The sequence below is a fragment of the Glycomyces endophyticus genome (assembly GCF_039531525.1).
Classification (GTDB): Bacteria; Actinomycetota; Actinomycetes; order Mycobacteriales; family Micromonosporaceae; genus Glycomyces; species Glycomyces endophyticus.
Genome location: NZ_BAAAQF010000008.1, coordinates 56,275 through 76,293 on the forward strand (window position 1 = coordinate 56,275; position 20,019 = coordinate 76,293).

5 protein-coding genes are annotated in these 20,019 nt (G+C 74.3%); 4 read left to right on the plus strand and 1 reads right to left on the minus strand.

Annotated features, from left to right (window positions below):
* Positions 1-141: 141 nt before the first annotated feature.
* From ABD419_RS12590 to ABD419_RS12600, 3 genes are all read left to right on the plus strand, one after another.
* Positions 142-7,788 (plus strand): SpvB/TcaC N-terminal domain-containing protein, encoded by a 7,647-nt coding sequence (locus ABD419_RS12590; protein WP_344486798.1) that lies wholly within the window; start codon positions 142-144, stop codon positions 7,786-7,788.
* 31 nt (positions 7,789-7,819) lie between these two features.
* Positions 7,820-17,407 (plus strand): Tc toxin subunit A-related protein, encoded by a 9,588-nt coding sequence (locus ABD419_RS12595; protein WP_344486801.1) that lies wholly within the window; start codon positions 7,820-7,822, stop codon positions 17,405-17,407.
* A gap of 374 nt (positions 17,408-17,781) precedes the next feature.
* Positions 17,782-18,321, plus strand: coding sequence for a DinB family protein (locus ABD419_RS12600; protein ID WP_344486804.1), 540 nt, complete (start codon positions 17,782-17,784; stop codon positions 18,319-18,321).
* Here ABD419_RS12600 and ABD419_RS12605 read toward each other — a convergent pair whose 3' ends face one another.
* Positions 18,322-19,404: a winged helix DNA-binding domain-containing protein gene (locus tag ABD419_RS12605; protein WP_344486807.1), complete on the minus strand. Its 1,083-nt coding sequence runs from the start codon at positions 19,402-19,404 to the stop codon at positions 18,322-18,324.
* A 124-nt stretch (positions 19,405-19,528) separates the two neighbouring features.
* Here ABD419_RS12605 and ABD419_RS12610 point away from each other — a divergent pair, with 124 nt between their 5' ends.
* Positions 19,529-19,963 carry a DoxX family protein gene (locus ABD419_RS12610; protein WP_344486810.1) on the plus strand — a complete coding sequence of 145 codons (435 nt, stop codon included), beginning with the start codon at positions 19,529-19,531 and terminating at the stop codon, positions 19,961-19,963.
* The last annotated feature ends 56 nt before the right edge of the window (positions 19,964-20,019 follow it).

A 20,019-nucleotide genomic window follows, 5' to 3' on the forward strand; every position in this document is an offset into this window, starting at 1 on the left:
ATTCTACCAGCGGCGCGAGTCGCGCGGGGAACTCGAATTGGTCCGTACGGTCAATTGTGCGGCCGCCCGCATCGCATTACGCTCCGTTATCAGGCACCCGCCGAGTGCCTTTCACCCGCCTTTCGCAAAGGGGCCGCGATCGTGGACGCATACCGCGGTGGAGCCGAGAACCCGATGCAGCGGCCGGGCCCGCCCACCGACCGCGACGCGGCCCCGCCCCCGGACACCGCCGCGCTCCCCACCGTCGGCAACCCGCCCGCCCGCCTCGGCGAGACCTTCCGCACCAACCCCGTCACCGGCTCGGCCTCCCTCACCGTCCCGCTCCCCGCCAGCCCCGGCCGCGGCGCCCCCGCGCTCGCCGCCGCCTACGACTCCGCGGGCGGCCCCGGACTCTTCGGCTACGGCTGGGACCTGCCCCTCGCCCGCATCGCCCGCCGCACCGACCGCGGCCTGCCCCGTTACCGCGACACGCCCGACGGGACCGGCGAGTCCGACGTGTTCCTCGCCGCCGACGCCGACGACCTCGTGCCCGACGCCGCCGGGCCCGTCCTGCGCACCGTCGCCGGCACCGAGTACCGCGTCCAGCGCTACCGCCCCCGCCTCGACGCCGGCACCGGCCGCATCGAACGCTGGAGCAGCACCGCCGACCGCGCCGACGTCAAGTGGCGCACCCTCTCCGGCGACAACACCACGACCTGGTTCGGCGAGGACGCGCAGAGCCGCGTCTGCGACCCCGAGGACCCGGCCCGCATCTTCGCCTGGCTCGTCTGCTTCACCCACGACGACAAGGGCAACGCCACCGCCTACGAGTACGCCGCCGAGGACGGCGCCGGCGTCGACCCCGCCGCCGCCGGCGAGCGCACCCGCACCGACCTCACCCGCGCCGCCGCCCGCCACCTCAAGCGCGTCCGCTACGGCAACACGACCCCGTACCTCCCCGTCCTCGACCCCGACGCGCCGACCACGCCGCGCCCAGGCTCCTGGCTGTTCAGCCTCGTCCTCGACTACGGCGACCACGACCCCGAGGCCCCCGGCGCCGAACCCGACCGGCCCTGGCCCGTCCGCCCCGACCCCTACTCCGACCGCCGCCCCGCCTTCGAGGTCCGCACCTACCGGCGCTGCCACCGCGCGCTCATGTTCCACGACCTCCCCGAACTCGGCGACGGACCCACCCTCGTGCGCTCCCTCGAACTCGACTACACCGCCGACCCCCGCAGCGGCGACTCGCAGCTCCAGTCCGCCCGCACCCGCGGCCATGTGCGCCAGGGCGACACGTACACCAGCGCCGACACCCCGCCCCTCGCGTTCCACTACGCGCCCGCCGAGATCGACCCCACCGTGCGCGACGTGCGCGCCGAGCACCTCCCCGCCGGACTCGACCTCGTCGACTACACCTGGGTCGACCTCGACGGCGACGGCGTCGCCGGAGTCCTCGCCTCCCGCGACGGCGCCTGGTACTACCTGCGCAACACCACCCCCCTCGACGACGACGGCGTCGACCTCGGTCCCGCCCGCCCCGTCCCGGCCCGCCCCTCCGACGGCCCCGCCGCACCCGCCACCGACCTCCTCCTCGACGTCGACGGCACCGGCGTCCCCGACCTCGTGCGCCTCGGCACCGCCGCCCCCGGCCGCGCCCGCCGCGGCGACGACGGCGCCTGGCAGGCCCTCGCCCCCTTCGACGCCCTCCCCGGCGTCGACGTCAACCGCGCCGACGTGCGCCTCGCCGACCTCACCGGCGACGGCATCCCCGACCTCCTCCTCGCCGACGCCGCCGGCACCCGCTGGTGCGAGAGCCTCGGCCCCGACGGATTCGGCGCCCCCCGCCCCCTCGACGGCCCCGGCCCCCACCGCCCCGGCCTCGTCGGCGTCTCCGCCACCACCGCCGTCCAGCTCGCCGACATGACCGGCGACGGCCTCCCCGACCTCGTGCGCATCGCCAACGGGTCCGTCGCCTACCGGCCCAGCCTCGGGCACGGCCGCTTCGGCGCCGAGATCGCCATGGACGACGCCCCCTGGTTCGACTCGCCCGACCGCTTCGACCCCCGCCGCGTCCTCCTCGCCGACCTCGACGGCAACCACCGCACCGACCTCGTCTACCTCGCCGCCGACGGCGTGCGCCTCTACGCCAACCGCGGCGGCGACCGCTGGGGCCCCGCCCGCGACCTCCCCGGCCTGCCCGCCGCCGACAACCGCCGCTTCGCCGCCGTCGTCGACCTGCGCGGCACCGGCACCGCCTGCCTCGTCTGGTCCACCGGCCTGCCCCACGGCACCGCCGCCCCCATGCGCTACATCGACCTCCTCTCCGCCGGGCGCCCCCACCTCCTCACCCGCTACGACAACGGCGTCGGCGCCGAGACCACCGTCGAGTACCGCTCCTCCACCCACTTCGCGCTGGCCGACGAGCGCGCGGGCCGGCCCTGGCCCGGACGGCTCCCCTTCCCGGTGGCCTGCGCGCACCGCGTCACCCGCACCGACCACGTGCGCGAGACCGCGTTCACCTCGGTCACCAGCTACCACGACGGCTATTTCGACGCCGCCGAGCGCGAGTTCCGCGGCTTCGGCCTGGTCGAGTCCCTCGACACCGAGGCGTTCGCGCTCCTGCCCGAGGCCGCGAACACCGCCGACGCCTCGCTGCACCAGCCGCCCGTGCTCACCCGCACCTGGTTCCACACCGGCGCGGCCGCCGCGGCGGGGGAGCGGATGCTGCACGCCCGGCGCGACCAGTACTGGGACAACCCGGTCCAGGCCGAGGCCGCGATGCCCGAACCGGACCTGCCGCCCGGCCTCGACGACGACGAGTACCGCCAGGCGTGCCGCGCCCTCAAGGGGACCGCGCTGCGCACCGAGGTGTACGGCCTCGACGACGCCCCCGAGTCCGTCCACCCGTACACCGTGCACGAGGCCGCCTACGCGGTCGCGGTGCGCCAGCCCAAGGGCCCGCGCCGCCACGCCGTGTTCCAGCTCCTGCCGACCGAGGCCGTCAGCCGCACCTACGACCGCCGCCCCGAGGACCCCCGCGTCGCCCGCACCCTCGTCCTGGAGACCGACGACCTCGGCCTGCCCGTGCGCGCGGCCACCGTCTCGCAGGAGCGGTCGGTCGTCGATCCCGAACTGCCGCAGGAGGTCCGCGACGCCCAGGCCCGCACCGGCGGCGGCTACCTGGAGACCGACTACACGCCCGACATCGACGGGCCCGACGTCCGCCGCGTCCGCCAGGTGTGCGAGACCCGCGCGTACGAGCTCGCCGGCCTGCCCGGCGGGCACCTCGCCGCCGCCGAGATCGACGCCTTCGCGACCGCCGCCGAGCGCGTCCCCTACGAGGCCGTCGCCGACGACGGCACCGTGCCCGCCCCCGACGGGCCGGTCCTGCGCCTCACCGGCCGCGCCCAGGTCCTGTTCCGCGCCGACGACCTCACCGGCCCGCTCCCGCTCGGCGTCCACGACACCCTCGGACTGACCTACCGGACCCGCCGCCTCGTCCTCACCGACGGCCTCGTCGCCGACCACTACGACGGGTCCGTCGACGCCGCCGAACTCGCGGCCGCCGGATACGAGCCCCTCGACGGCGGCTGGTGGGCCCCGTCCGGGACCGCGCTGTTCGCGCCCGACGCCGCCGACCACTTCTACCTCCCCTCCGGTGCCGCCGACCCCCTCGGCGTCGTCACCGAGGTCGAGCGCGACCCCTACGACCTGGCGATCAGCGTCGTCCGCGACGCCCTCGGCCGCGAGGTCCGCACCGAGCACGACTACCGCGTCCTCGCCCCCCGCGCGGCCGTCGACCCCGCCGGGAACCGCGCCGAGGTCGCCTACGACGCGCTCGGCGCGCCCGTCGCCAGCGCCCTCCTCGGCCGCCCCGGCGACACCGGTATGGACACCCTCGACGCGCCCACCGCCACCATGGAATACGACCTGTTCGCCTGGGCCGACCGGGGCGAGCCGGTCAGCGTGCGCCGCCGCCACCGCGAGCGCCACGGCGCGGCCGACTCGCCCTGGCGCGAGACGTACGCGTACTTCGATGGCGCCGGGACGGCCGTGCTCGTCAAGGCCCGCGCGGCCGCCGGGCCCGCCCGCACCTGGGACCCCGAGACCGGGACGGTGACCGAGGCGCACGCCGATCCGCGCTGGGTCGGCAGCGGCCGCGCCGTCTTCAACAACAAGGGCCTGGCCGTCAAGCAGTACGAGCCGTACTTCTCGGCCACCCACGAGTTCGAGTCCGCGACCGCGCTCGTCCAGACCGGCGTCACCGCCGTCACCCGCTACGACCCGGTCGGCCGGGCCGTCCGGGTCGACTACCCCGACGGCACGTTCGCGCGCACCGAGACCGGGCCCTGGGGCACCGTCGCGCACGGCCCGGGCGACACCGTCCTCGACAGCGCCTGGTACGCCGAGCGCGGCAGCCCCGACCCGCTCGGGCCCGAGCCCGCCGACGCCGAGGAGCGGGCCGCGTGGATCGCCGCCCGCAACGCCGGCACGCCCGGGCGCACCTACGCCGACGCGTTCGGCCGCACCGTGCTCACCGTCTCCGACAACGGCGGCGGCGACCTGCGCACCCTGCGCGGCGAGGCCGACGCGACCGGCGGCTTCAGCCGCCAGTTCGACGCGCGCGGCCGCGAGTTCACCTCAGGGGTCGCCGACCTCGCCGGCGGCTCGGTCCGCGGCGAGTCCGCCGAACGGGGCCGGCGCTGGCACCTCTCCGACGTCGCCGGGCGGCTCGTGCGCGCCTGGGACGAGCACGGCCGCTCCAGCCGCGTCGAGTACGACGCCGTGCACCGGCCGGTCGCCTCGTTCGCGACCGAGCCCGGCGAGGGCGAGACCGCCGTCGGCCGCGTCGTCTACGGCGAGGCGCATCCCGAAGCGGCGCAGCGGAACCTGACCGGCAAGATCCACATGGTCTTCGACGCCGCCGGGGCCGTGGTCTTCGACCGCTTCGACCAGAAGGGCGCCCCGACGGCGGTCGTGCGCCGCCTGTGCGCCGACCCCGAGACCGAGCCCGACTGGCAGGACCTGGTGGGCCTCGACGACCCCGCGCTGGTGCTCGCCGCCGCCGCGCCCCTGCTGGAGCCCGCGGGGGAGGCGATCGCCACCGGCGCGGCCTACGACGCGCTCGGGCGCCCGGAGTCGGTCACGATGGCCGACGGCACCGTCCTCCAGCCGACCTACGACCCGTCGGGGCTCATCGCCGAGCTGCGCGCGCAGATCGGCGGGACCGGGCCCTTCCGGACCTACCTCGCCGGGCAGGAGCACGACGCGCTCGGGCGCCGCTCGCTCGCCCGCTACGGCAACGGACTCGCCACCGCGTTCGCCTACGACCCCTTGCACCACAGGGTCACCGGCATCCGCACCGCCCCCGAGGGCGGCGGCCCCGCCGTCCAGGACCTCCGCTACGTGTACGACGCCGCCGGGCACCTCGTCGAGGCCGACGACGCCGCCCAGCAGTCCCTGTTCTTCGACGGCGCGTTCGTGCCCGCGCGCATGCGGTTCCGCCACGACGCCATCGGCCAGCTCGTCGAGGCGACCGGCCGCGAGCACGCCGCGAACGGCCAGACCGGCCCCGCCGACCCCGTCGGCGCGCCCCTGCCGCACCCGAACGACACCGCCGCCGTCCGCACCTACCGCCAGCAGTACGAGTACGACGACCTCGGCAACCTGACCCTTATGCGCCACACCGCGAACGGCGGCGGCGGATGGGCCAGGCACTACCGCTACCTGCACGACGCCGACCCCGCGAACCGGCAGAACCGCCTCGCCGCCACCAGCGCCCCCGGCGACGACCCCGACGGCCCCTACACGCACGCGTACACCCACGACGCCTACGGGAACCTCACCGCCGCACCGCACCTCGCCGCCCTCGACTGGGACCGGCAGGACCGGCTCCGCCGCGCCGACCTCGGCGGCGGCGGCACCGCCTGGTACGCCTACGACGGCAGCGGCGCCCGCCTGCGCAAGGTGGTCCAGCGCCAGGGGGGCCTGCGCACCGAGCGGCGCTACCTCGGCTCCGTCGAGGTCTACCGCGAGTGGATGAACGGCGTGCTCCGCCTGGAGCGTCGCACCGTCCACATCGCCGACGAGGCCGGCTCCTTCGCGCAGGTCGACGTCCTCGTCCACGACCCCGGCGGCATCGGCGGCGCCCCCGTCGGCGAGCCCGTCACCAGGTACCGGTTCGGCAACCACATCGGATCAGCCACAGTGGAGGCCGATGACGACGGGGCCGTCATCTCCTACGAGGAGTTCCACCCCTTCGGCTCCACCGCCTACCGCGCCTCCCGCCCCGGCACCGACCTCGGCCTCAAGCGCTACCGCTTCCACGGCAAGGAACGCGACGACGAGACCGGCCTCGACCACTTCGGCGCCCGCTACTACGCGCCCTGGCTCGGCCGCTGGACCAGCGCCGACCCCGCCGGGACCGTCGCCGGACCCAACCTCTACCGCTACTGCGGCAACGACCCCTCCGGCCGCGTCGACCTCGACGGCGCCCAGGACACGCCCGCCGGGGCCCCCAACCGGCCCCCGGTCTCCTTCCCCAGCGCCGATCCCGAGGTCTTCGCCAACACCGACCCCTCGAACGCCGGGAACGTCCTGCGCGAAGCCCAGAAGGACTACCCGCACCTGCGCGCGACCCCCCGCTTCGAGTACGGCGTCTGGCACTTCCCCGACCTCATCGTCGACGAGAACGGCGACGTGGAGATCCCCGGGACCGGCGCCGGCGACACCCCGTCCGAGGACCCCGCCCCCGCCACCGACGCCGGAGCGGGCGCCGAGACCGGCGCCGGGGACGGCGACGCCGGGGCCGACTCCGGCGGCGACGCGGGAACCGGCGACGGCGGAACGGGCGACGGCGACACCGGGACCGGCGACACCGACGCCGGCTCGGGCACCGACGACGGCAACTCGCCCGGCGACGACGAAGGCGTCCCCGGCACCCTCGGCACCTCCACCAGCCTCGTGCCCTCCGCCGTCGAACGGTTCATCTGGCACTTCGACTTCCCGCGCCAGGGCGTCGCCGGCTCCCGGCGCGGCCAGATCCTCGAATGGCTCGCCGGCGTCCCCTGGCGCGACAACACCGCCGGGCACGACGTCGTCACCGCCACCGAAGTGCGCCAGATCAAGTCCACCGCCCAGCTCGACGACGTCGGCGGCATCGCCCGCGCCGCCACCCGCGACGCCGCCGGCTCCATCGCCGGCGACCCCGCCCTCGCCGGCCGCAACCCGCGCGCCGTCATCATCACCGAGACCGACGTCCCCGCCAGCGTCACCACCGACATCACCTCCGCCACCAACCCCGGCCGGGGCCGCCGCATCCCGACCGGCGCCCAGACCCCCGAGCACATCCGGGGCTTCCCCGGACGCGCCGGCACCGCCGCCCGGGTCCTCACCGGCGTCGGCACCGCGCTCTCCGCGGCCGCCCTCGCCTATGACATCTACCAGGGCGACTACGCCATGGCCGTCGGCGACGCCCTCGGGACCGTCGGCGGCGGGCTCGAACTGTACGCACTGGCCGCGCCGGGGGCCACGGTCGCCGGCGTCAGCGCCATGACCGCCGGGCTCGTCATCGGCGGCCTCGGCATCGCCGTCACCTCCGGCATCAGCGGCTACCGCGCCTACCAGCGCGGCGACACCGCCGGAGTCGTCGCCGGAGCCGTCGGCGTCGGCGCCGGACTCGCCATCGCGGCCGGAGCCATCGGCATCGCCGCCGGCATCGCGGGCGCGCCCGTCCTCCTCGCCGTCGGCGTCGTCGCCGCCATCGGCGTCGGCATCTACCACCTCGGGGACGCATTCGACTGGTGGTAGAGAGCCACCCACACCCAGAAAGGCGCAGGACATGAACCAGCCGAAGCGGCACTTCAGCCCCGAGGCGATCCGCAAGCTCACGCTGCCGGTCGAGACCGCCGCGGCCCCGCCCGGCGCGGATCCCGACCGCACCATGGCGATCCAGCTCCCCGGCTTCGTCGAGGAGCCCACGGGCAGGGACGTCGCCGCCCTCCAGGCGTCCCTCACCCGGCTGCGCCACGCGATCGACGCCGACGAACTCGCCGAGTCCCGCCTCGGCCCGTCCACGAGAGAGGCCGTGCGCCGGCTCCAGGCCTCCGCCGGGCTCATGCGCACCGGCGTCGTCACCCCCGAGACCGCCGGGCAGATCAAACGCGAACTCGAACACCGCTACTTCACCGACGCCCCCCACCGCGCCGCCAAGATCCAGGCCCTCCTCACCTCGCTCGGCCACCGCATCGACCCCGACGAGACCGCCACCCGCAAAGTGGGCACCACGACCGCCGCCGCCATCCAGCAGTTCCGCCAGCGCACCAAGTCCCGCGGCGTCTCCTGGTGGCTGGACGAGGCCCTCGTCGAACGCCTCCGCGCCGAGGCCCTCCAGCACCGCCTCGCCTCCCGCACCCAGTTCGGCAAGGCCCAGCGGACCCTCGTCCGCGCCCTCGCCGTCGCCGGACTCGACCTCGCCGTCAGCGCCGACGAGCTCAACGCCCGCCAGGCCGGCCCCGGCACCCAGGCCGCCCTCCGCGCCTTCCAGGCCAAGTACCGCCTCCCCGCCTCCGGCCGCTTCGACCTCGCCACCATGGACAAGCTCGACGCCGTCGCCGCCTCCCGCCCGGTCCCCGTCAAGACCCTCAAGGTCAAGTCCGCCATCGGACTCGGCGCCCTCAAGCGCCAGGCCCGGCTCAACATGCGCGGCGGCCACGTCGCCACCGCCCAGAAGGCCCTCGCCCACTTCGGCTACCCGATCCCCATGTCCGAGCACGGCGAGGCCCGCTACGGCAAGGCCACCCGCAAGGCCGTCCTCGCCTTCCAGGCCGACAAGCACCTCCCCGCCACCGGCCAGCTCGACGGCCCCACCGTCAAGGCCCTCAACGCCGACCTCCTCGCCGCCCTCCCCGAGAGCGAGCAGCCCACCGCCCGCTACCGCCTCCGCGGCTCCGTGCGCGACGAGCGCTGGCGGCCCGTCAAGGGCGCCAAGGTCCGCCTCGCGTTCCGGTCCCTCGCCGGCGAGGGGGAGACCCTCGCCCAGCGCGTCACCGGCGAGTCCGGCTTCTACGACCTCCCGTACGACCCGCCGCGCGACCCCGACACCAAGGCCGTCCTCAAGCCCCTCCACCTCGCCGTCACCTTCACCGGCCCCGACGGCGCCGCCCTCGGATCGCGCGTCCTGTTCAACCCCACGCCGATCCAGTGGACGAACCAGACCCTCGGCGACCGCCCCTACCGCGGCCCCTCCCTGTACGAGACTCAGCGGGCCGCCCTCGACGCCGTCCTCGGCGGCCTCGGCGTCACCGACCTCGTCGAGGACGGCGACCGCAACGACGTCACCGTCGCCGCCCTCGAATCGGGCCTCACCCAGTACGAGGTCATGCGCCTCGTCCTCGCCGTGCGCGCCGCCAAGCACGTCGGCCACCCCTCGCTCGGCGCCGCCCTCTACTTCGGGTTCATCGCCCAGGGCCTCCCCGGGACGCTCCCCGAGGAGCTCCTCGCCGCCACCGACGAGTGGACCCGCATCGGCGAGCTCACCGCCGAGACCGCCGCGGGCATCCTCCTCCTCGGCCCCGAGCGCCAGGCCGAGGCCTTCGCGCGCGCCGCCGACGACAACCTCGTCCCCATCGGACTCGTCCGCGACGAGGAGTCCCTCCTCACCGCCCTCACCGCGCGCTCGGTCACCGCCGCCCTCGACGCCCCGCCCGTCGGCGGCGACGCCTCCCTCCGCCAGCTCCTCGACTCCTCGACACTCCAAGCGGCCCACTACGACAACGTCGCCTCGATGCTCCTGCACCACGGCGAGCCCAGCGAGGCGTTCTGGACCGACCTCACCGGCGCCGCCGCCGACCTCGGCGGCGGCGGCGTGGTCGCCGACGTGGCCGCCGCCGTCGAGTCCGCCGCCATCGCGAACGGCCACGCCCCCACCGCGGCCCTCCTCAAGGCCAAGATCGACGACCCGGGCCTGGCCGGCATCACCACCACCCGCCACCTCGCCCGCCTCTCCACCGCCGAGTGGGACGCCGTCGTCGCCGACGCCGGCCACCCCGACGGCGCCGACCCCGAGGCCTTCGCCCGCCGACTCGAGTCCACCGCCGCCGCCCACTACCCGACCACCGCCCTCATCGCCGAGCTCGGCCGCACCGACGGCCACGGCCTCACCCGCGTCGACCAGGCCGCCGACTTCATCGACGCCCACCCCGAACTCGAACTCAAGGCCGCCGGCCTCGACGCGTACGTCCGCTCCGCCGACCTCGACATCGACGCCGGCCTCCGCACCGAGATGCGCGTCCAGCAGCGCATCGTCCGCCTCGCCCCCGACCACAAGGCCGGCGCCGCCCTCCTCCTCGAACACCTCCACTCCGCCGCCCAGATCGCCGCCCTCGACCGCACCGAGCTCGCCGCCAAGCTCACGACCCACCCCGGCGTCGACGACGCGGCCGTCGCGGCCATCCACACCAGCGCCCAGATCGCCTACGCCCACGTCCTCTCCCAGGTCGCCTCCTTCCGCTCCGACCACGCCCCCGGCCAGTTCCAGGTCTTCGGCCCCCAGCAGATCACCCTCGCCGACGCCACCGGCGTCCTCGGCGACGTCCCCGACCTCGCCCTCCTCTTCGGCGGCCTCGACTACTGCGACTGCGGGCACTGCGAGTCCGTGTACGGCCCCGCCGCCTACCTCGCCGACCTCCTCCGCTTCCTCTCCACCCGCCCCGCCAAGAGCACCGGCCCCGCCACCGTCCTCTCCGTCCTCCAGGCCCGCCGCCCCGACATCGACGACCTCCTCCTCAACTGCCCCAACACCGACACCGCCCTGCCCTACATCGACCTCGTCAACGAACTCCTCGAACGCGCCGTCCCCGGCGGCGCCCCCGCCGCCCAGCCCCAGACCACCCGCACCGCCGCCGAACTGCGCGCCGTCCCCGAACACCTCCACGCCGCCGCCTACGAGACCGTCAAGACCGCCCACTTCCCCGTCCGCGGCGCGTTCAACGCCTGGCAGGAGGAGGCCCGCGTCCTCCTCGCGCACCTCGGCGTCCCCCGCCACGAACTCATGCGCCTCCTCGGCCCCGACACCGCCGACGCCCACGCCTCCGCCGCCGGCGAGTACTTCGGACTGTCCACCCTCGACACCGAACTCGTCACCGCCCCCGCGGCGAACGCCGCCGCCCAGGACGAGATCTGGGGCCTCGACACCACCGACCCCGAGACCGGCGTCCTCCCCTTCCTCCACCACGCCGGCATCGACTACGGCGAACTCCTCGCTCTCCTCGACACCACCTGGATCCACGGCGCCGGCGCGATCGAACTCCTCCGCCCCGACGGCACCTGCCTCCTCGAGGAGCAGTCCCTCACCGGCCTCGCCCCCGCCCCCTACGACCGCGTCCACCGCTTCATCCGCCTCTGGCGCCACACCGAGTGGACCCCCGCCCAGCTCGACCGCCTCCTCCGCGCCCCCGGCCTCGGCGACGGCACCCTCGACGCCGCCGCCCTCCGCCGCCTCGCCGCCTTCGCCGAACTCACCGCCCGCCTCCGCCTCCCCTTCGAACCCGCTCTCACCCTCTACGCCCCCCTCGGCACCGAACCCGGACCCGACGGCACCCGCTCCCCGTACGCCGACCTCTTCGCCAACCCCAACCTCCTCGACCCCGTCGACCCCGCGTTCACCCTGCCGCTCAGCGGCACCGAACCCATGGCCGACCACCGCGCCGCGCTCGCCGCCGCCTGGCAGGTCGGCGAGGCCGACCTCGACCTCCTCCTCGCCCGCACCGGCACCGACCTCACCGTCGCCGACCTCACCGCGCCCCTCCGCCTCGTCGCCCTCGCCGGCGCCCTCCGCCTCCCCGTCGCCGAACTCCTCGCCCTCGTCGACCTCACCGCCGCCGAGATCCCCGACCCCTTCGCCGAACCCGGCGCCACCGCCGCGCTCGCCGACCGCCACGCCGAGACCAAGGCCGCCGGCCTCGCCGTCGCCGAACTCGACTGGCTCCTCGAACACCGCCCCGACGCCCCCTTCGGCCAGCGCGCCGAAGCCATCGCCGAACAGCTCGACGCCCTCCGCGAGAGCCTCCGCACCACCCCCGCCGACGAGGTCGATGGCCAGATCGCCGCCACCGTCGCCGCCACCTTCTCCCTCCCCGACGGCCAGGCCGTCACCCTCCTCGACCTCCTCCGCCCCGCCCAGGCCCTCTGGGACGTCTTCGACAACCCCGACCTCACCGCCCAGGACGCCGACGGGAACTACACCCACGCCCTCACCGAGACCGAGTTCCCCGACCTCTTCCACACCTGGCGCCTCCTCCACAAGGCCGCATACCTCGTGCGCCGCATGCGCATCGGCGCCGACGACCTCCCCTGGCTCATGGAGCGCGCCGCGACCTTCGGCTGGCTCCACCCCGGCGACCTCCCCGCCGGACCCGCCGACCCCGCCGCCTCCCTCGCCCAGTGGCGCGCGCTGGCCTCCTGGCTCGTGCTCCGCCACCGCTACCCCGAGCCCGAGGCCTCCGGCTGGCCCGAGGTCTTCGACGCGGCCGCCGCCGGCGACCCCGTCGAGGGCCTGCGCGACGCCGTCGCCGCCCTCACCGGCTGGCACGCCGCCGACCTCGCCGAACTCGACGGCGACGACCCCGCCTTCTACGCCGACGTCGACGCCCTCGCGCGCGCCCGCGCCGCCGCCGAGGCCCTGCGCCGCCTCGGCGTCCCCGCCGCCGACGCCCTCGCCTGGGTCGACCGCGACGACGACACCGGCGGCGCCCAGCGCCTCGCCGCCGAGCACCTGCGCCAGACCATGAAGTCCAAGTACGACACCGGCGCCTGGCTCGCCCTCATGCCCGAACTCCAGGACCCCCTCCGCGAGGCCCGCCGCGACGCCCTCACCGCCTACCTCGTCGAGCACTCCCTCCGCACCACCTCGCCCACCGTCACCGCCGAAGGCCGCGAGTGGGCCAACCCGCGCCACTGGAAGGACACCGCCGACCTCCAGCGCTGGTTCCTCCTCGACACCGAGATGACCTCCGTCCAGCTCACCTCCCGCCTCAAGCAGGCCATCAGCGCCGTCCAGCTGTTCGCGCAGCGGTGCCTGCTCAACCTGGAGCTCCCGCTGGTGCGCATCACCGCCGCCCAGACCGCCGACACCACCTCGCTGGACTCCTGGAGCCAGTGGGAGTGGATGAGCGGCTACCGCCTCTGGGAGGCCAACCGGAAGGTCTTCCTCTACCCCGAGAACTGGCTCGAGGCCGAACTCCGCGACGACAAGACCCCGTTCTTCAAGGAGCTCGAGGACCAGCTCGCCCAAGGCGAGCTGACCGACGCCAACGCCGAGGCCGCCTACCGCGAGTACCTCCGCAAACTCGTCGAGGTCGCCCACATGCAGACCCTCGGCATCTACCACCAGCAGACCGCCTCGGGCAACCGCCTCCACGTCGTCGCCCGCGCCGCCTCCCAGCCCAGCCACTGCTACTACCGCTCCCTCGACCTCGCCTACAACGAGTGGACCGGCTGGGAGCGGATCGACGCCGACATCGCCTCCGACCAGGTCGTCCCCGTCGTCTACCGCGACCGCCTCCACCTGTTCTGGCTCCAGTTCGAGGAGAAGACCCAGCAGCCCAAGCGCCAGCCCCCGGCCGAGCCCAGCTCCTCGCCCGGCCAGACCGCCGACCCGGCGCGGACCCTGGAGATCGAGCTGTGCTGGACCGAGCGCACCCGCGACGGCTGGACCGCCCGCCGCACCAGCGGCGAGCGGCTCATCCACCCGTGGCCGCGCCCCCGCTCCTCCTACACCCTCAAGCCCCGCCACCGCAGCGCCCAGCTGTGGCTCGACGTCTACATCTCCTCCTCCGTCGAGTTCAACAACGCCCGCTTCTACGACGAGTTCACCGACTCCCACGAGCGCCTCACCAAGCGCCAGTACTCGGTCCTGCACTGGCCCTGGCACTCCTCCTCGTACGTGTTCACCGGCGAGGTCGTCGACCTGAAGATGAAGCCGATGTACGGCAACTACACCCGCCGCTCCGACGGCACCGTCTTCACCGCCGACTCCCTCTGGCACGTCCAGACCAACTTCGGCGAGAAGGGCCGCGGCATCAAGGCCCTCGAGTCCGCCGAGCGCGCCCCCAAGCTCCGCAAGCCCTCCACGATGCGATTCGCCAACGGCCGCCTCGCCGCCACCGGCGCCGTCGTCGACGTCATGGTCGGCTGGGACGACACCAGGAAGCTCCTCAACGCCGCCCGCACCCCCGCCGAACTCGTCCTCGCCCCCCACCACCGCCAGTACAACGACGACCCCGCCTCTCCCGCGGTCTTCCAGGACCGCCAGCGCGCCTACTGGCTCAAGCGCACCCAGGTCACCACCACGACCGCGTTCCACTACACCGGGAGCGGCGGCCTCCAGTGGATCCACGTGCCGATCACCACCATGGGCCACCGCTGGTACCCGTTCTGGCACCCGCACGCCGCGGACTTCCTCGCCGCCCTCGACACCAAGGGCGTCGAAGGACTGGTGACGCGTTCGCAGCAGAGCATCGCGCCGAACGCCGAGACCCAGTTCTCGTACGGCCCGCAGCCGGGGAACGCCATCGACCCGACCGCGCAGGGCGGCGTCGACTTCACCCGCGGCGGCGCCTACTCGGCGTACAACTGGGAGCTGTTCTTCCACGCGCCCATGCTCATCGCCGCGAAGCTCACCGCCGAGCAGCGGTTCGAGGAGGCGATGCGCTGGTACCACCGCATCTTCGACCCCACCAGCACCGACGGACCCGAAGCGCCCCAGCGGTACTGGGTCACCAAGCCGTTCTTCGACCACACCAGTGAGGACTACCGGCAGCAGCGCATCGAGTCGATCCTCGGCGACATCGGGGACCACCTCGACGAGCTGCGCGCCTGGAAGAACCACCCGTTCTCCCCGCACACCGTCGCCCGCCACCGCCCGGTCGCCTACCAGAAGGCGATCGTCATGCGGTACCTCGACAACCTCATCGGCTGGGCCGACCAGCAGTTCCGCCGCGACACCCTCGAGTCGATCAACCAGGCGGTGCTCCTGTACACGCTCGCGTCCGAGATCCTGGGCCGGCGGCCCGAGCAGGTCCCGCCGCCCGAGCGCGAGGACAAGAGCTACGCGCAGCTGACCGCCGAGAGCGCCCTCGACCCGTTCGGGAACCAGGACGTCGCCGCGGTCCTGGAGGGCTTCGCGCCCCCGCTCGACCTCGGCGCCGAGCCCGAGGGCGGCGGCGAGCCGCTCCCGCAGCTGGAGGTCAAGTACTTCGGCATCCCGGTGAACGACAAGCTCCTCGGGTACTGGGACACCGTCGCCGACCGCCTCTTCAAGGTCCGGCACGGCCTCAACATCGAGGGCGTCTTCCGCCAGCTGCCCCTGTTCGAGCCGCCCCTGGACCCGGGGATGCTCGTCAAGGCCGCCGCCGCGGGCGCCGACCTCTCCAGCGTCCTGGGCCTGTTCGCCGCCACCGACACCCGCTACCGGTTCCGGGTGCTCGCCGCCCGCGCGGCCGAGCTGCTGTCCGAGCTGCGGGCGCTGGGGGACAAGCTGCTGCGCATCCTGGAGACGCGGGACGCCGAGGAGCTGGTGCTCCTGCGGGCGACCCAGGAGGCCGCCCTGAACCGGGCGATCCAGGCGGTGCGCGAGCTCCAGGAGGACGAGGCGGTCGCGAACCGCGCCGCGCTGGAGGCCGGGCGGGCCGCGATCGACACCCGGATCGCGTACCACGGCTCGGTGCCGCGCATGAACGGCGAGGAGATCGCCGCGGTCGTCCTCCAGAGCCTGGGCCTGGTCGGGAACGCCGTCTCCGCCGTCATGTCCGGCATGGCCGGCGCCGCGAACCTGATCCCCGACTTCAGCATCGGCATCGCCGGGTTCGGCGGCTCGCCGACGGTGAGCATGTCGATCGGCGGCTCCAACGTCTCCGGGTTCCTGTCGAACACGGGCGCGATGATCGGCGGCTTCGCCGGGATGCTCATGACGGGCGCGGCGATGGCGGAGACGCAGGGCCGCTACTCGCGCCAGCTCGACGACCACCGGTTCAACCGGGACGTCGCCGTCGACGACCTCGCCCAGCTGGAGGCCCAGCTCGCCGCCGCGGCCGTCCGGGAGCAGATCGCGACCGCCGAGGTCGCCAACCACCTCCAGGCGACCGCCGACTCCGAGGCCGTCGAGGAGTACCTGCGCTCCAAGTACACCGACAAGGAGCTGTACGACTGGATGCTCGCGCGGGTGTCCACGGTGTACTTCCAGGCGTACCAGATCGCCTTCGACACCGCGATGCTCGCCCAGCAGTCCTACCAGTTCGAGCTCGCCGAGCCGGACGCCTCGTTCATCCAGTTCGGCTACTGGGACTCGCTGCGCAAGGGCCTGCTCGCGCCCGAGCGGCTGACGAACGACCTGCGGCGCATGGAGGCGTCGTACCTGGAGAAGCACAAGCGGGACCTGGAGCTCACCAAGCACGTGTCGCTCGCGCAGGTCGACCCGCTGGCGCTGCTGGCGCTCAAGCTCACCGGCCAGGCCGCGGTGCAGCTGCCGGAGTGGCTGTTCGACCTCGACTACCCGGGCCACTACCGCCGCCGCCTCAAGTCCGTGGCGCTGTCGGTGCCGTGCGTGGTCGGCCCGTACACGTCGGTGAACTGCACGCTCGCGGTCACCAACAACGGCGTCCGGCTCACCGACTCGGTGACCGGCGGCTACGGCGACCCGCTGGTCGGCGGCGACCCGCGGTTCTGGAAGAGCCCCGTGCCGACCGAGGCGATCGCGACGAGCCACGCGGTGAACGACCGCGGCATGTTCGAGCTGCGCTTCGAGGACGAGCGGTTCCTGCCGTTCGAGGGCGCCGGCGCGGTCAGCCAGTGGACGCTCTCGCTCCCCAAGGCCCACAACCAGTTCGACCTCGCGTCGATCACGGACGTGGTGCTCCACCTCGACTACACCGCGCGGGCCGGCGGCCCGGGCCTGGCCGACCTCGCCGTCGCCAACCTCGACGACGTGCTGCCGACCTCCGGCGCGGCCCTGTTCGCGCTGGAGGAGCAGTTCGGCACGGCCTGGCACCGGATGCTGTTCCCCGAGGGCGAGGAGGAGCAGGAGCTCGTCTTCACGCTCGCGCCCGAGCACCTCCCGTTCTGGGCCCGGGTGCGCGCCGCGTCCGAGCCGGTCAAGGTCACCGCGGCCGACCTGGTGCTCGACACCGTCCACACCGACGCGTTCACCGTCAACTGGCGCCTCCCCGGCCAGCCCGGAGCCGCGGAGGTCCCGGCGGCGAACGACCCGGCGTTCGGCGGCGCCCCGCACTCGGCGGTCGCGCCGGTGCCGGCCCCGGCGATGCTGGGGGAGTGGCGGCTCCAGGTGAAGCGGGCCGCCTCGGCCGACTACACCGGCCTCCTCCCGGAGGACGTGCGCCGCGCCTACCTGTTGGTGCGATTCGACATCGGCTGAACAGCTGATAATCGCATTCGAGGGCCCGGACGCCTTGACCGGAAAGGCGTCCGGGCCTTACAATATAGAGGTCTCGGTGATACTTAAAGTTAGTGTATGTAGTGGACAAATAGTCTGTGGAAAGAAAAAGCGGTAGCAAAAGAAGGTCCTCGAGTCATTTTTAAGGCTTTCGTCGTTTCGGTTCGTTGCGGTGGGGCCTTTTTTCTTGCCCTGACATCGTCACCGCCGCACCGCGATCGAACTCCGCACCGCCCCGCGCGCACTCCGGTGCCCGCTCCCCGGATCCGGGGGAGCGGGCACCGGCTCGTCTCAGAGGCCGTGCCGGCGGCGGGCACCGCGGGCGGCGCCCCGGTACGGCCCGCTACAGTCCGGGCATGACGATCATCGACGAACAGGGCCGCCCCGAACCCCCGGCCGACGGCGACGAGACGGCGATGCTGCTCGGATTCCTCGAGTTCCACCGCGCCACGCTCGCCTGGAAGGTGCGCGGACTGGACGCCGCGGGCCTGCGGGCGACCGTGGGCGCCTCCACGATGACGCTGGGCGGCATGCTCAAGCACCTCGCCCTGGTGGAGGCGAGCTGGTTCGCCGAAGACCTGTTCGGCCGCCCGATGGGCGAGCCGTGGGACTCGGTGGACTGGAAGGCCGACCGCGACTGGGACTGGCACTCGGCGGCCGACGACAGCCCCGAGATGCTCCTGGCCCTCTGGGAGCGCACGGTCGACCGCTCCCGCGCCCTCGTCGCCGAGGCCCTGGAGGACGGCGGCCTCGACCGCCCCGCGGCGCGCAGCTGGAAGGACGGCCGCACCCCGACCCTCCGCTGGATCCTCGTCCACATGGTCGAGGAGTACGCGCGCCACAACGGCCACGCCGACCTCATCCGCGAGTCCGTCGACGGCGAGACCGGCGAGTAGTCAGTCCTCGGTCTCGACCCCCGCGAGATCGACCCCGCGGAACGCGGCCAGCCGCTCGGCCTGCTCCTCCACCCCCCGCCGCTCCGCGGCGGTGAGCTTCCCCCACGGCTCCAGGCGCACCGCGAACCGCTTCCCGGACTTGCGGGGCCGCCACAGGCCGGCGACGCGCCCGCCCGCGAGGACCGCGCCGGGACGCCCGAGGACCGGCCACAGCGCCTTCGCCTTCGCGGCGTCGTCGACCAGCAGCTTCCGGTCCCGCGACTGGAGCAGCAGGTCGTAGGGGCCGACGAGCCGGACGGGCTCGGCGTCGGCCCCGCGCAGCTCGGCCTCGTCCGCCGCCAGGATCCACCGCCGCTCGCCCGCGACCTCGATCTCGACGGCGTCCTCGGGCCAGTGCGCCTTGACCTCCTTGACGGGGGAGTCGAGGTACTCCGCCACCTCCTTGACCGTCGCCGGCCCGCACAGGTGCAGGTAGGCCCGGACCGGGTCGAGCCGGTCGGGGAACTCCGACGCCGCCTCGAAGCCCGCGACAGGCGCGAGCACCGGCGGCGAGGTGTGCGCCTGCAGCTCCAGGCCGGCGCGGACCGCGGCGAGCCGGAACGGCATCTCGTACAGGTGCACCGCGTCGCAGGAGCGGCAGAACCGCTGGTACGCCTCCGGCAGCGTCTCGTGCAGGCGGGCCGAGACCTCACCCTTCACCATGGGGGCCTTCACCGTCGCCCGCATCTCGGCGGCGACCGAGTCGAGCGCCTCCAGGATCGGTATGCCCGCGGCCTTCAGCGGCTTGGAGGCGTCGAAGATCCGCTTGGCCGCGTCGGCGTCCGACCAGGGGGCCACCGCCGCGGCGACCGCCGCCATGTCGGAGCGCCGGTATGCGTGCGGCGCGCCGCGCAGCGTCCACAGCCACACCAGGTCCGCCTCGTCCGGTTCGAGGCCGCGCACCGCCAGCGCCCACATCGCCCCGTCGGGCCCGGTCTCCTGCACGCCGAGGTCGAGGACCGCGGTGTCGGCGAGCGAGCCGCGCTCGCGGTCGAGCTGCTGGACGCGCGTGCGGTAGCGGAGCACCTGTCGGCTGTCGATCATGCCTCCACCGTAGCCGCGGGGACCGACGGCCCCGGAGGATCCACGGCCCCGCGGCGATGAATCCGCGCCGCGCCACTCGTCTACACCCATGAGAGCCCGATACCCCTGGAAGGAACGAGACACCATGAGCACCAACGACATCGCCACCGAGGAGACCGTCGACACCGAGCGTCCCGGCCGCGGCCTCCACCTCACCCTGTGGGTCCTCCAGGCCCTCCTCGCCGCCTTCATGATCATCGCCTCGGGCGCGCCGAAGCTGTTCGGCGCCGAGTCCGCGGCCGAGGGCTTCGACATCATCGGCTGGGGCGACTGGTTCATGTACGCCATCGGCGCCGCGGAGGTCGCCGGCGGCGTCGGCCTGCTCGTCCCGCGCCTGTCGGGCCTGGCCGCGACCTGCCTGGGCCTGCTCATGATCGGCGCCGCGATCTTCAACGCCACGATCCTCGACTTCCCCGTCTTCACCCCGCTGATCCTGCTGGTGCTGTTCGCGCTCATCGCGTGGGGCCGCCGGTACCAGACCCGCCGCCTCTTCTCCGGCGGCTCCGGGTCGGCCTCCTGAACGCGCCGCTCGACCGCACGGGACGCGACGAGGGCCGGTGGCGATGCCACCGGCCC

Excerpts from the sequence above, each read along its gene's own strand:
- ABD419_RS12595 (WP_344486801.1), top strand. The coding sequence starts at position 7,820 with ATGAACCAGCCGAAGCGGCACTTCAGCCCCGAGGCGATCCGCAAGCTC.
- ABD419_RS12600 (WP_344486804.1), top strand. The coding sequence starts at position 17,782 with ATGACGATCATCGACGAACAGGGCCGCCCCGAACCCCCGGCCGACGGC.
- ABD419_RS12605 (WP_344486807.1), bottom strand. The coding sequence starts at position 19,404 with ATGATCGACAGCCGACAGGTGCTCCGCTACCGCACGCGCGTCCAGCAG.
- ABD419_RS12610 (WP_344486810.1), top strand. The coding sequence starts at position 19,529 with ATGAGCACCAACGACATCGCCACCGAGGAGACCGTCGACACCGAGCGT.